14 protein-coding genes are annotated in these 14967 nt (G+C 35.0%); all 14 read right to left on the reverse strand.

From position 1 onward, the window contains the following. Positions 1 to 4 precede the first annotated feature (4 nt). Positions 5 to 784: a phage antirepressor KilAC domain-containing protein gene (locus tag QT711_RS10680; RefSeq protein ID WP_450097600.1), complete on the reverse strand. Its 780-nt coding sequence runs from the start codon at positions 782 to 784 to the stop codon at positions 5 to 7. Between the two features lie 89 nt (positions 785 to 873). Continuing rightward, positions 874 to 2808 (reverse strand): DNA polymerase, encoded by a 1935-nt coding sequence (locus tag QT711_RS10685; RefSeq protein ID WP_317944126.1) that lies wholly within the window; start codon positions 2806 to 2808, stop codon positions 874 to 876. Then, entirely contained in the window at positions 2805 to 3359 is a 555-nt protein-coding gene (locus tag QT711_RS10690; protein WP_317944128.1) for a DUF2815 family protein, read from the reverse strand. Before QT711_RS10690 ends, QT711_RS10685 begins: the two co-directional genes overlap by 4 nt. Positions 3360 to 3361: 2 nt before the next feature. Then, entirely contained in the window at positions 3362 to 4492 is a 1131-nt protein-coding gene (locus QT711_RS10695; RefSeq protein WP_317944130.1) for a DUF2800 domain-containing protein, read from the reverse strand. After that, entirely contained in the window at positions 4489 to 4806 is a 318-nt protein-coding gene (locus QT711_RS10700; protein WP_317944132.1) for an rRNA biogenesis protein rrp5, read from the reverse strand. The genes QT711_RS10695 and QT711_RS10700 overlap by 4 nt, the downstream gene beginning before the upstream one ends. 1 nt (position 4807) lies before the next feature. Then, positions 4808 to 5011 (reverse strand): hypothetical protein, encoded by a 204-nt coding sequence (locus tag QT711_RS10705; protein ID WP_008357760.1) that lies wholly within the window; start codon positions 5009 to 5011, stop codon positions 4808 to 4810. 103 nt (positions 5012 to 5114) lie between these two features. After that, entirely contained in the window at positions 5115 to 5618 is a 504-nt protein-coding gene (locus tag QT711_RS10710; protein ID WP_317944134.1) for a sigma-70 family RNA polymerase sigma factor, read from the reverse strand. Between the two features lie 409 nt (positions 5619 to 6027). After that, positions 6028 to 7917, reverse strand: a complete 1890-nt coding sequence (locus tag QT711_RS10715; RefSeq protein WP_317944136.1) for an ImmA/IrrE family metallo-endopeptidase — start codon at positions 7915 to 7917, stop codon at positions 6028 to 6030. Between the two features lie 36 nt (positions 7918 to 7953). Next, complete coding sequence (locus QT711_RS10720; protein ID WP_317944138.1) at positions 7954 to 9204, reverse strand: hypothetical protein; 1251 nt, start codon at positions 9202 to 9204, stop codon at positions 7954 to 7956. A 21-nt stretch (positions 9205 to 9225) separates the two neighbouring features. Further along, on the reverse strand, positions 9226 to 10221 hold the full coding sequence (locus QT711_RS10725) for an AAA family ATPase (protein ID WP_317944140.1): 996 nt from the start codon (positions 10219 to 10221) through the stop codon (positions 9226 to 9228). Between the two features lie 14 nt (positions 10222 to 10235). After that, entirely contained in the window at positions 10236 to 11195 is a 960-nt protein-coding gene (locus QT711_RS10730) for a hypothetical protein (protein WP_317944141.1), read from the reverse strand. 14 nt (positions 11196 to 11209) lie between these two features. Next, a complete protein-coding gene (locus QT711_RS10735; RefSeq protein WP_317944142.1) occupies positions 11210 to 13063 on the reverse strand; it encodes a DNA adenine methylase in 1854 nt (617 codons plus the stop codon). 34 nt (positions 13064 to 13097) lie between these two features. Then, positions 13098 to 13271, reverse strand: a complete 174-nt coding sequence (locus tag QT711_RS10740; protein ID WP_008357747.1) for a helix-turn-helix domain-containing protein — start codon at positions 13269 to 13271, stop codon at positions 13098 to 13100. A 249-nt stretch (positions 13272 to 13520) separates the two neighbouring features. After that, the gene (gene rlmD / locus QT711_RS10745; RefSeq protein WP_317944143.1) at positions 13521 to 14918 is read right to left on the reverse strand and encodes a 23S rRNA (uracil(1939)-C(5))-methyltransferase RlmD; all 1398 of its coding nucleotides are present in this window, start codon (positions 14916 to 14918) and stop codon (positions 13521 to 13523) included. Between the last annotated feature and the right edge of the window lie 49 nt (positions 14919 to 14967).

The following is a 14967-nucleotide window of genomic DNA, read 5'->3' on the forward strand; positions in this document are numbered from 1 at the left end:
ATGCTTAACTGTCCATTTCAATTTTTGGTAAGATGCCTTTTGATTTAAGTAAGTCATAAATAAACAATCGGCCTTTTTGCGTCCAGTACGTATGAACTTTTGAACGATCATACCCATTGCTATCTTTATATGTGTGAGTTTTTGTTGTCGTATAACCAAACTCCGCATGATTTTGATATAGCAACCAAATCTTCCCTTGTTTATATTGAACCCCTTGTTCGTGTAAATATTTATTTAACCAACGGGCAGACTTTCCATAATCTTTTGCAATCACCGAGATCGCAACTGCGTCCTCACAATTTAAAACAACATCGTAATAACTTGCTTTGGGTTTCATTTCAACAATTTGCTGTTCCTGGACTTTCACTGTTTCTGATAATTGATTATTTTTTAATCGCTCTGCCTTTAATTCTTCCAGTGCTTTAATCAAAATATCTGGATTAGCTAATACTTCATCTACTGCATACAAACCATGCTTTCGAATCGAAGGAAGAACGTCATGCGTAATCCATCTTCTAAATTTTTTTGCTTCTGGTTTTCTTGAGAGTAATATAATATTGTATAAACCACTCTCGTTTATAACGGATACTTCCTGTTGTCCGCCAAGGGTGTCGATAGTATCTACACCCTTTTCATCTGTATCTAATCGAGCGATAACATCACGATTATTTTTAATTCCTAAGACATCGCACACATCTTTTGCAACCCACCAAACGTTACCATCTTTAAAAGATGTTCTTACTTCATTTCCTTCGAAGTTAAAAATTTTAATATTGTTCATCATATTAATGAACCTCCTACAAATAGTTGTAGAGTAAATAAATTTACCCTCACCTATATGCGAAGAAAAAGGGGGATTCGAACCCCCTATAATTAATCTTTTTTATAAAAGCTTGTATCAAATCCGTCCGCACGTAATTCCAACGTTTCTGCCCAAGGGGGAGACTCACTCATTAAATCACTGATATATTCGACCGTTACATCGTTTAGTGCTTCAATTACTATTTCATCATGCACATGCATGACAATACGATAGCCTTCATCGTGAACACGCTGTAAGGCAAAACATAATAAATCCCTTGATATTGCTTGGACTATATTCTCGACAAACTTGGGACCATAGCTGAATATTCGTTCCCACTTTTTTGTCGCCCCAATTCCTTCATACGAGACAGACTCATTTCCAAAACTGTTTATCCCTAATTTTGGCTTTACATAAGAGAGCCATCTACCGGACGGTAAACCAATGAGCAATATTCCGCTTTGATATTCAAACTTAATTCCATGGGTCATATGTGCTTTTCGTTGTCTCACAGTTTCTTTTGCTGCACGATCAACATCCCACCAAAATTTCACTATTTTTGAATTTGACTGTCGCCACACATCGACAAGTGGTTTTAATTCATGTTCTTCAAGTCCCATACTAAGAGCACCCATTGATTTCAACGCACCAACAGAACCACCATAACCAAGCGCAAGTTCTGCAATTTTTCCTTTTTGTCTTAATGGACTGTCTTTTGAAATTTCATCCAAGGGAACTTTAAACATCTGCGCAGCCGATGCTTCATAGATTTTCCCGTGTGATGCAAACACTTCATTCCGCCATTTTTCACCTGCAATCCAAGCAATCACGCGAGCTTCAATTGCACTAAAGTCAACGATTATGAAGCGATTGTTCCGAATAGGAACAAATGCGGTCCTTATAAGCTGAGAAAGTACACTCGGAACAGATTCATATAAAATTTGTAAGGCTTCAAAATTACCTTGTTTCAATAAAGCACGTGCTTCGTCTAAATCGGGTATATGGTTTTGCGGTAGATTCTGAACTTGAATTAACCTTCCTGCAAATCTACCTGTACGATTTGCACCGTAAAACTGAATCAATCCCCTCGCTCGTCCATCACGACAAACGACATTTTCCATAGCCGCGTATTTTTTCACGCTTGATTTTGCGAGTTGTCTTCTCAGTAGAAGCACTTCTTTAATTTCACCTTCATTACTTTCAATTAAATGAGTTACAGCTGCCTTATTTAAACTATCTGTTTCTACACCTTTTGTTTGTAACCATTCACGCATTTGCTTTACAGAGTTCGGGTTTTCTAGCTTAGTAATTTCCTTCATACGACTGATTAACTCGCTGCGAATTAAGTCATCACACTTAATGGCCTGATTAACTAACTTCAAATCTAGCTTTATTCCCCTATCATTTATCAGTTGATCCAAGTAGTAGTTATCCCATTCGGCTTCAGGCATCGGAAATTTAGATAGTTTATCTTGTATCGCAATTTCCGTTTCCACATCACGTTTGTTATATACTTTAAAATTTTCCCATCGATTTGGATCATGTTCTTTTAGATTCCTTGTCCGACCACCATTTGTTTTTGTTGGTCTACAAGGAATTGAGAAAAACCGAATTAAATCTTTTCCTTCCGACATTTTTTGTATATCTGCTCCTGTTACCATTGCAGCACCTTCTAAAGATAATGGTAAGCCTAAATAAGCAGACCACACCATGGTGCATCGCCAATCAACAGGTGATAAATCTTGCTTAAAATGTTTACTTAAACAAATCCGTTCAAACTGAGCATTAAAGGCCCATTTTGTAACATCTTCATTAAATATCGCCTGTTCAATTTCAGGCGGAATGAGCTCACCATTTACCAAATCGATAACATAAACAGGCCCACCGTCCACACTGTAAGCAAATAGCATCACTTCAAAATCTTCTGCCTCCACATAGCGATAGACCCCGCTTTTAGCGAGGTCCACACTACTATACGTTTCAACATCGATATGCATTGTTTTCATGATAAGAAGTCATCATCCACATCAGTAGCAAAATCTACCGATGCATCTGTTCGACCACCTAATGGCTCCCCATCACGAATCTTTTGAATGTTACCTAGGCCACAGGCAATCCCTCGGTTACCATTTGAATTAAATGCATAAAAGTTAATACTTACACGAGCATACACTCCTGAATAAACCTCTGAGCGCTCTAAAATTGGATTAATATCAGCATCTACAATCTGTGGTGGTGTAATGCTGTTTGCATTAACAAAGAAACTATCCGCATACGCTTCATCATCTGAACGGTCAATATCTCCATCACGAAGCGGTAATTTTAACGACTGCTTGTTTGGAATCTTTCCACCAAACTTTCCACGACCTTCTTCAATTGCAGCATCTACTGCTTTTTCAATTGCTTCTAATGTTTTCGTATCACTTTTTGGAATAATAACACTCACACTATATTTTTCTTTTCCACCATTAATTGACTTTGGCTCCCACACATTTGCATAAGATAAACATACTACCCCTGTAATTACTTTTGTTGGATTTTTTACTGTTTTCGACATAATTATTTCTCCTCCATAAATTCATTTTTTGCTGTTGATATATTTATTTCTGGACGCTTATCCGTTATTGGAACAAGCGTTGGTTTCCCTCTTGGCTTAGTAATGAAATCACCAAGTAGTTCATTAAACTTCTTTTTACCCATCAGTTTTTCCATATTGGTTATCGTTAGCAGACTTTGCTTGTAAATATCTTCATAGCCTGCCTTCTTTGCAGCTTCAGCTACCGCTTCTTCATCTGTATATTTACGATTAGACCTACCTTCTACAACCTTAAAACCTGTCCACTGTTTACCTTGCTGAACAGCAGCATTCGTTGCATAAGCGAATATTTCATTTGCCCATTTGGTCAAATCATTTACATGAAGCAAGATTTCTGCAATCTCGTCATCAGTTAACAACGGTGGCTTTTTAAACTCGAATTGAGCTACCTTCAAGTTTTCCTCTGCTCTTGCCCTGCACTCCGCAGATGCCCTACAAAACCTACACCAGTCACCCGGCTTAAATTCACCCTCACCTTTAAAAGCTAAATCAGCTTTTGGTTTAAGTGTGTTTTCCGCCCAATCTATTAGACTCGTTTTGGACATTTCAAAGGTTGAGATGTTTTCACGTCTCGGTTGATAGATGGTCATTTTTACTGCATCGATATCATAAATCGCATCAAATAGATTAAGTGCCCCAAGTACATAAAGCATCATTTGTGGATTATTTTCTGCTTCAACTAAAACACCTTGTCCATATTTAAAATCGATAACATGAACAACATCATCTGCAACAATCACACAGTCACCTGTTCCAAAACCTTTTGGTACATAATTCGAAAAGTCCAATCGTTGTTCAATAAGAAGAAGTGGATCTTTCGTTGTTTGTTTTACTGCCGCTAGTTCTTCTAAAATGAACTGGACATATTCATCGGTATAACGCTCCATCTCTTCAGAATCATAAATCGATGTAAGTTTTTCCGTTGGAATCTTTAGTGCAGCTCTAAGTTTATGTTCCCCTAGTTCATGAGCGGCTGTTCCTTCCTTAGCCGCTTCACCACTAGAATCTTCAAATTCTAATTCAAGGCGAGCCGATGGAGTACAATTCATCCATCGATGTGCCCCTGAAGCGGATAAAATAGCATGTTTCGTCATTGCAATTCCTCCGCATCTTTCATCAATGCTTCATAGTCTTTTTCTTCAATTTCGCTTAACTTAGTTGCACCATATTTTTCAAGTAACTTTTTAATATCAGATGTAAAACCCGCTTGGCTCTTTTGTGCAAGTAGTGTACGAACTTCTTCAAGTGATATTTTTTTCTTTTTTGTTTTCGCCTTTTTTACTGGTGCTTTTTCTTCCGTTCGTGGAGATTCTTCATTACTCGCTAACACTTCAGCAATCATTTGAAGTGAACCAGCTAAATTTTGTAAATCAGTAACTACATCGAGAAGTAATTTTGTCCTGCTCATATTAAGCTTCACCGCCTTTCCGAGTTTCTTTGATTTCTACTGTTTCTACTGAGTCACCAGGTGTGATAACAAGCAGATTTACTTTCTTACCAAACAGTAAATCTAGCATTCGGCTACGCACAGTTTTACGTTTACCTTCAACTACTCTTGTTTTCTCACCATTTTCATCTTTGACATTGATGATGACCTTGTGTTTTAGACTCATCTGAAAACACTCCTTTCTAAGGGTTTTATTTCGTCCCTTACTAGTAAGCGAAAAATCATGCCCTATCGAACCCCTTTTTTAAAATAAAATTTAAAAGGCTCAATTAAGAGCCCTTTCTTATCAGTTTTTCCAATCTTCTGTATATTTTATTTAAACGATTTCTGATAGCCGATTCGGTCACGCCTTCTTCGGCAGCAATCTCAACATTTGTTTTTTGTTCATAGAACTTCTTTTGTACCGTTCTCAGTTGTTTATCTGTTAAATTTTTCATTGCTTCATGTAATTGTTCGATTAATTTTTGTTTCTCTTCGCAGTTCTCCATTTCCAAAATTTCATTGAATGGATCTGCATCCCAATCTGCTAAAAGTTTGTTATGTTCAGCTTTTGAATCTCCGTTTTCATCTACATAAGATTCTAAATTACAAGCAATTCGGTAATCATAGCGGCGACCTTCGTTCACTTCCTGATCATCTTCAGAATGTAAATATTCAATATCAACCTCTGTTACACCATTTTCCCCCGGTACGATGGTTGCTATCTTTTTACCTCCTGAATAGTAAATATAAGATTCTCTGTTCTTTTGGCTTGTTTTGTACTTTTTTGTCATTGTTTGGCATCCTCTCCGCCAATTTGCGGAGGGCAAAGGATGCAAACAATGAAGAACTTGTCCTTTAGTAACCTGACCTTTACTTAAAAAAGTGCGCAACAAGGTAAGGGTACTAATATTGAGACACTACAATCCTGGTGTGGATTGCGTACTTCAATATGTATCCTTTGCCCTTATTGCAAATCAGGCATTTGATATTTTATTTAATAGATAACAGCTGTTTCTCTATTAGATAATTCCAGTATAGGAGAGTTAAAAGTGCTTGACACGGACACGCCATGTCCGTTTTAAGCATTAAAACAAACAAAAAAAGCATGAAACTGTTAACTTTCACAGTTTCATGCTTTTAAAAACAATAGTGTTATGGAGTTTTATTACCGGACATGCCATGTCCGAATAAACTTAAAATTTATTCATCTGATGTTAAAATTTTAAATCCTGCACTTTCTAAAAGCTCATTACATTCATGGATTGATGTTTTATAATAGCCCGTTATAATCGCCTCAAACATTGCATGTTCTTCTACAGCAAACCTAATTGCATATCCGGAAATTTCAATAAGCTTTCTGCTTAAAATAGGCGGGAGTTGCATTCCCACACAAAGTGCTATAACAGTTCTTAGTTTTGGTTCATAACCTTCTTCATTTCTCATTCTTTGAATTGTTTTTGAACTTAACAGACATTTTTCAGCTAATTCTTCGTTCTTTAAATCCTTCCACTTCATCAATGCTTTTAGTGCTTCAGGAAAATGGTTAGGTAATCTTTTCAAAATATCATTAACTTCTTTATTATATTGAATGATTAAAGCAGCTTTCTCCTGGGATGATATATTTTCATCACCATCGAATGCTACTCTAAAACTTAGACCTTCAGCATTTTTAAATAGTACACACTCTGTATAATATTGTTTCCCATACCTGTTTTTAAAATCTAAAGTTAAAGTGAATATTATACAGCATTCTTCCATGTTCAATTTAGCATATCGAGTTAAGCGTGGTTTTCCAAAAATATCGTATTCAATATATTTAGGAGAATTCAAACATAAATGTGAATCTACATATAAATAGGTTCCATTATCAATTAATTCTTTTAAGTTTGGATTATGCAGACTCTCTATAACTAAACTTTTATAATCTACACTAAATGTTTGATTTCTATTTAAAATCCCTTCCTTAACTTTATACGGCGGCACATACTTACCATTTATATAATTATAAACGCCAATAGCTTCTTCATAACCAACATCTATCAATCTTATTTTTGCAGCTTCTCTTGAAACTACAAAATGAGTTGCAAGTTCATCTACAACTATTTCTAATACATCAATAGTTTCAGCTGTATTCAGCTTCTCTCGATAATGTTTAATCAATTCAAATGCTTTCGTTTTAAACATCGCCAGTGGCATTTGAATTCTAGGTGTTAATGCATTCGCCTGCCATTCCATCCAATTTGCAGAATCAACATCCGATTCTTCAATACCACCGATTACTTTACAGCTTATTGCTGTTAATTCGTCATTATATAATCGTTCTAATTCAAAAGCTAAACGATGCAATTCCCAATGAACACATTCATGAATAATCGTATTATTTACTGAACCTAAATTACGCAAAAAGAATGCTTTAGGATCAACAAATATCGTTTTAGCGCTTACATCCTCACTATAATAAATACCCTGAGCACTATCAAAAAATTCTGAATTACTATCCCTAAAAAAAATCTGACCAAAAACAGATAAATCTTCTGTTATCTCACGCATTTCTACTGATAGACCCATTCGATAGGCTAATTCTTTGGTATCTATTGGAATAGGTTTTGATAACGCTTCTGGATAGTGTTTTTCTAAAAAAATTCTTGCTATCTGTTCTAAGTCTCTTTTATAAATAATAGGTACCAGACTGTCTGATAAAGGATTCTTATTTTTCTCTTTCTCATAGTATTTCTCAATATTATGTATAGTAAAGTCCTCAAACTCTCTTTCTATATCACCTGAACATGAAATATGAAACCATTCTTGTATATGTTCTGATTCATCTAAGCGATGGTTTGTATCAAACACTTCCAAATATTGTTCAACAATAACATCGAATTCTATCTCTGTTCCAACTAAATTATTAACAAAAACATATCGAACTTCTATTTCAGAGTCAGAAAGATAGATTTCACCGATATTATTAACACGGTATAGTCTGAAATCTATATCATATTTATTTTCTTCAACAAAGGATTCTATGGCGGTAAAAAGCTCATCCTCAAATTTTACTGCCACATAATTTTTAAATGAACGACTACTCGCCATATAGAATTCCCCCTTAAACTTTAAGTATATAAATATCTAAGTTAAACCTGTATAGAATTTTAAGACCTCTCTTATATCTAGGTACTCTTCATAAATTACCAAATCATCATTTTCATTATTAAAGATAGGGTCCATTTTAAAATGGAGTTTACTATCTCTTTTTACTCCGGGAAGTATTAGTGCTGAGTGTGTAAAAGAATAGATTGGTAAATCATTTAAGTTTTCCCTTTTATTTTTTAAAAACAAAAAATACGAGATTTGTTTATAATCCATACCATTAACTTCTCTTTTATATTTAGCATCGAAAATGAATTGATTTTCCCCAGACGAAAAGTAATAATCGGGACTGAAAAAGTGGTTGTTATTAGCTATATTAGGTCTGAAAGCAGGCTTTTCAAATTTAGTTATAGTATTAGTGCTTTCTAATTTTAGTTTTCCATCTTTAACTTCTTTAAAGTGGTTTTCCAAATAAAATTTAACAGCATCTTCCCATATACTTGAAAACGTATAGTGTTTCAAATAATAAGTTCCACCTTCTTTTAAATTTGAAAAATAATTTATTAAATTATCTATTAGATTAATCAATATATCTTTAAAAGTCTCTTGCCTGATACTATATAACTTCTCGAGAACTCCCTCTCTATTATTGAGAAAAATTTCATCTGAAGCGAACCCATCCACTTTAGGCATATCTAGCATAAAGTTAAATTTATCTATTGTGTGATTTATAACAAATATCATTGCTTCTGTTAAGAATGCTATGTTTTGATAAGACTTCTCATAGTAAAAAGGGAAAAAATAAAGTTGATTATTAATCAAATATTTATCTGATTTTCTAATTGTTTCCTTCCAGTTTATCTTACCACCAATGTTAGGCTTAATTAACTTTTTCTCTTCAAAATATAACCCGTACTCTTCATAATAATTGTAAATCTCAAAAAAAGCTGCAAATGGATAGTTGGATTTGTAATGTTTTCCGTATTCTGAACCAAAATAAATTTCAGGTCTTAACTGCAAATGTTTTGAAATCACATTAAATAATAATTTAGTATCTGAGTGTTCATTATAGACTTTAAAGTTTATAGGGAAAACCGCACATATTTCGGAACTATCATTAATTAAAAAACCAGAAAAGTCAAAAACATATTCGAAGTCCGCTGTTACTTCTCCAGAATTAACATTTTCTTTATTTCTCTTCCTGTAATCTCTTTCGATAATGTCAAAACCCATTTCAACTAATTCACTTTTCTTGAAAATGTCACCTTCATTATAGTATTTCAGAGACATGTAACCTCCCCCTGTTCCAACCTAATAAGGATATCTATTTATATTAGGAATTAAAAAGTTATTTAAAAACGCATCACTAAAAACCTTCTTTACTCCATAACTTGAATATAAATCATCAAAACTTTTTATTTGATTATCAAAGAGGCTAATAGAATTATTAAATGTTACATGCCCTTGAACATCTTGCCATAAGTATAGGAGCAGTTTATTTTTCATAATATCCATAACTTCAATGTTCGCTTGATTTGCCACAGTTTGATTTGTTGAGTGAGAATCACTAACTAGTTGATCCCTGAACACAAGGAAAAATTGCCCGAGTTGTTTATCTTCGTTTTTCCCTAATCCATTTTCTTTATCTGTAATAAATTCATTTAGTGCAGTATAAAAAGATTGCCATGTTGTTTCTAATGTGTTCGCTGGATTATCATCTGATGACACATAAAGCTTAGGATTATTAAGTGATTGAATTGTATTACCTGCATCATCTTTAACTGGTAAACTCGTGATATACGCCCAATCAAAGCGCCTTTTAAAAGCAGTATCCATTGGAAATACATTCTGATCATTAACATTGACAGTTCCTATGATATTAAAATTTGACGGCAACCTAATTTCATCAGATGGTAATTGAATTATCTCATCAGCAATTTGTTTATTTCGAATCGGAAATTTACTTTCAAAAGATTCATTTCTATCTAACAGTTGGAAAATATCACCGAAAATAGCTGCTACGTTACCTCTTGATAGCTCTTCTAACACCAAATAAACTGGCTCATTATAATTTTGATAAGCTTCAACCAGTGCCCTTGTAAATGGACCAGGAGCAAATTCAAATGTTACATCTCCTGTTGTTGAGTCTTTCATTGGTAGCAACTGCCCAATAAAGTCAGAGTATGTAAATTCAGGATGAATAGTTACTCTAAACACTCTTTCATTATTTACATGATTCAAACTTTGATCTACCGAATGGCTCTTACCTGTACCAGGTGCACCGAAGTAAATAATTTGTTTATGCATATTTCATAATCTCCTTAATTTAATTTTTCAATAAACCTAAGTAGTGTCAAAAACCTTGGGAGTTTAGTTCCTCTCCTGCTAAACAATGGAGTATAGGTACTGTAAAAGTTCTCTAACTCTGCATAGTCTATTGTGTAACCATTTTTATGGGCTAACAATATATAAGGTAATATTTTAGCCCAATAGAACTTTTCAGAACTACCATTAAACTCGTATAATCCGGTTCGGCGATCATGTTTTAAATAATCACCCACAACCAATTTATCATCTTTTATCTTCAAGGACTTATTCCTAAAGTCTAACTCAAATTCCGGTGTAATATATACAGAAGCCCCCCTGTATGAAGGTTCATATTTTCTTATGAAGTCTCTTATATCAGATGGTACTCTTACTAATTCTGGAGTATTTGCAAACACTTCTATATATTCCATGTCTGCTGCAATCATACCCGCTATAGGATAATAAATGGAAGATTGAGTAATTCTAGACCCTAACATATTAAGGATGTATACTGGATGGTTAGCGACCTTATAGCAAGGGCCTCCTATTGTCATGTCCATTAATTCTATTAACTCTGGAAAGATAGATTGTGCTACAATATTACGACCGTCCATCTCAAGGTCTAGTATAAAGACATATGTTACGATACGCCTAGCGACCGTATCACCATTATTAATCCATATATAATAGCCTTTGTTCCTATAATAATCTTCACTACTCGCATTAATTACTTCATCTTCTATAATTGCTCCAAATAACTTCCCCCCCCTAACAGGAAGATTAGAAAATTGATTGTTAATATTAGAATATTCAACTTCCTGTAGATTTAATTTTGGATTGTAAGTATTTATTGCTTGTAAAATCGCCGTTTCTACAAAGTCTTGTTTAGAAATTGCTGTTGGCGGAATCCTCACTGATTCAATAGCATTTATTTTTTCTGGGAAGCCCGACGCTGGTAATAAAAGTTTTCGCAAAGTTCTCACCTTCTTCAATCATAATTTTTTACTAGCACTTCAATTCTCGGATATTTGATTCCCGTTTTACCAATCTCAACAACTTTAAAGTCATGCGTATTTATCCATTTAATCAATAAATTATGCCGTTTTTCCCCATGATATAAAACATTAGAAAGCATGAATTTATAACCCGCTTTATGAATTTTTAGCAAAAATTCTAGTAACTCCGTCTCACTATTAGAATCCCATCCATCTAAGCCTCTTTTACCATCGTTATACTCAGCCTTTGTTATGAAGTAAGGAGGATCAAAATAAAAAACTGTATCTTTTGGATAATCTTCTATTGGTAAGTCTTCAAATTTACCATTAATTAACCGGTAATTTGGTGTTCTTATCCTAAATCTATTAATACGTTCTCTGATCCCGTCACTATATTCATTATTTCCTACAGGAGTATTCATTTTTTGTGAGTTGTTGAATCTTATAATGTTCTGAAATGCATATACTTGTAAAACGAATAAATTTAAACTTGACTTATCTTTTTCATTATAATGGCTTCTTAGATTTAAATATTGTTCTTTTCCTTTCTTCGTAAGTGCAAATTCATTTATCACATTTTCTATGCTACTTGTAAGGATATTTTTTTCAGTCTCTACTAACATCTCAACAATACCAAAGACATAAGGGTTATATTCATTATAAACCACTTCATTCATTGCCACTACGTTTGCTCCAACATTAAAAGCGCCCCCCATTGCATCTACAAATGTATCAACATGCTTAGGCAATTCTTTAAATATAATTGGCAATAACGCATCTTTGCTACCCGAATAATTTAGAGGTGACTTATTAATCGACAGATCCTTCTCGAAATATAATATTATTTCTTTCAGTTTTTTACCTTTTCCCTTATGACTCGAGTTATTTGTTGAATACTCTCTGTATTCATTCGTTTCCACATGCACTTCACCATCTACAGCAAACAATTTTGCTAAACCTATAAGCTCTTCAATTGGTATAATTGATTGATTACTATAGCTAACTAAAACATGTTTAAACTGTATTTGACGGAACAAATCTTCAAATTCAAATAATGCCCTTTGTTTGTTCGAGTAATTCGAGAGTTCCCTTTTTACTCTTCTTCCTGTTTTCCCAAATAGTTCGGGATAATCATACCTGGCTACTGTTTCCAATAGATGGTATGAATTAGCATATTGTGTAATTGTATAAGGTGGATCTATATAAGCTATATCTCCACTAATCTCTCTTACTAATTCATTTGTATTATAGCTATATACAATATTTTCAGAATACAAATCACACTCATTAATTTCTAGTGGTATGATTTCAAATTCTTTTAACGATCTTGGTTCCCAGAACTTAAAAAATGCCTGGTAAGTCCCAGACGTGTTAGAAACTCTTGGTATACTTGCTATAAGTGATGCTAATAAATAAAAATATTCCTTATCATTAATTATTTCTGTTTTATACATTTGTTCTATATCTAATCTAAACCCATCAATTTTTATCGCATTTTCTTCAGTTAAGTACATTCTGTTTCCAACTGGAGTATAATTATGATAAACAAAAAAGTTATCTTTAGGTTTATAGACTCTTTGATTTAACCATTCAAACGGTGAGACTTCGTATTTCTCAACAAACTTTTTAAACATAGGTATCTTGTCATTCAACAATTTTGCTTTATTTATTACTTTAGAAAAATACATATAATCATTTGATATTATCTTAAACCTATCTTTAAAATAGTCCCCCACCACTCCAGTACCTGCAAAAAGATCTGCAAAGGTGTCACCTTGTATATCATATTTTTTTATTACATTATCTATAAATTCTAATAACTTTGATTTATTACCTAAATACCTCAACAATTTCACCTTCTAATAATTCATAAAATAAATTTCAATCATTCGTTTTCTTTCTGTTATCTGCTGGTTTTACTGCCATAGATGGTATAACCCAAACCATCCCCACTTTCAGCGCGCCTTTAATTCTTCCTTCACTACATAATGTTTGAACTCTTCTTTTGGATATTCCCCATTTTTCCGCTGCTTCTTTTGCAGAAATATAATCCATATAAAAAATCCCTTTCAAATTAAGTTAACATCATTATATTCCCAATCGCGAACAATATCAATTGTTATATAGACAAAATTAATTTTATCTATCCTATCAACTCCCCCACCCAAAAGTCATCCTATCAACTCAACCCTACCTTTACTGAAAACTACGCTTCCTTTTCAGCAAAATAAAAATAAGATTCCCCAGCTTGGACATTCCCCAAAACAGCTGGAAAACCTTATTCTACCAATACTTCAACAGTTCTTATTCATCCACCCTTGACATCAATGCTACCAACTCCACATGGACAGTGTGCGGGAACAAGTCTACTGGTTGAACGGTTTGAAGCGTGTAGCCGAACGGCAGGAGTTCTGCTACGTCTGTTGCAAATGTTTCCGGTTTGCATGATACATATACAATCCGTTTAGGCTTTGCGCGGCCAATTCTTCTCATTACTTTACCGCCCGCCCCGCAACGTGGTGGATCGATTAAGAGGATATCAGCAAATCCGAATCGCTCATGCATCTCGTCGAGTCCATGGCGTGCATCTCGAGCGAGGAATGTCGTGTTGTGTAAATCATTATCGACAGCATTTCGTTTTGCAGATTCGATTGACGTTTCAACAATTTCAATACCTGCCAATTCCTTTACGCGCGCGGCAAAAGGCAATGAAAATGTACCGACACCACAAAACAGGTCGATCATCTTTTCATCTTCTTGCGGCTTGCCCATTTCCAATGCGAGTTCAACTAGCTTTTGTGCTTGCAAAGGATTCGTTTGGAAGAACGTATCGAACCATAGACGGTAACGGTACCCTGCCATTTCATCATAGATGAAGTCACGACCAGCAAGCAGATGGGTATCTTCGGATTGCGTGCGGTCCGCCCAATCCGTATTGACGAGCCAGAGTAAACTCTTAACGTTCGGAAACTTACTCGTAATCCGCTCCACCAAGTTTTCGACTGCGAACGCCAATTCACCATCAGGTGTTTCGGTCGCAAATAGCGCCAACATCATTTCCCCTGTGGCAAACGATTCACGTACCATCAAATGGCGCAGAAGTCCTTCATGCGCATCTTTGTCATACCCTTTCAGGCCGAACTCTTTTACCCAATCCCCCACTTCCAGCATGCCATCGACCATGTTTTTTCCTGCGATAAGACACGTTTCAAGTGAAATGATTTTGCGGAAATTCCCTTGTTCGTGGAGCCCGATCTCTCCTTCAGGCGAGAAGGTGAATTCCATTTTATTGCGATAATGCCACGGATCGTCCATTCCAATTGTATCTCGAACAAGTTCAGGATCCAGTCCTTCACCGTTCAAGGCCGCCTTCAGCTTTGCGGTTTTGTGCTTCAATTGCCCTGCATACGACCAATGTTGCCAGACACAGCCACCACAACGTTCGAAGTGTGGACAAGGGGCATCCGTCCGGTCAGGGTTGGCTTTTAGAATTTCTTGCGGCATCACTTTTCGTCTCCGCTTATCTGGATTGTCCACAACAACTTCTACAGACTCTCCAGGCAGTGTCTGTGGTATCGTCAGCTTTAATTTCCGTGGATTGTTCCCTTTATCACTTTCACGCCAGATGACAGCCTGGCCGTTTCCTTTATCATCTACATGATCAATTTCAGCAACAAGTGTTACATTTTTTATTTCAGTCAAGGAATACTTCCCCTTTCAACAATCAATTCACGCAGTATTTGTTTAAACT

Source organism: Sporosarcina saromensis, from assembly GCF_033253735.1.
Lineage (GTDB): Bacteria > Bacillota > Bacilli > Bacillales_A > Planococcaceae > Sporosarcina > Sporosarcina saromensis.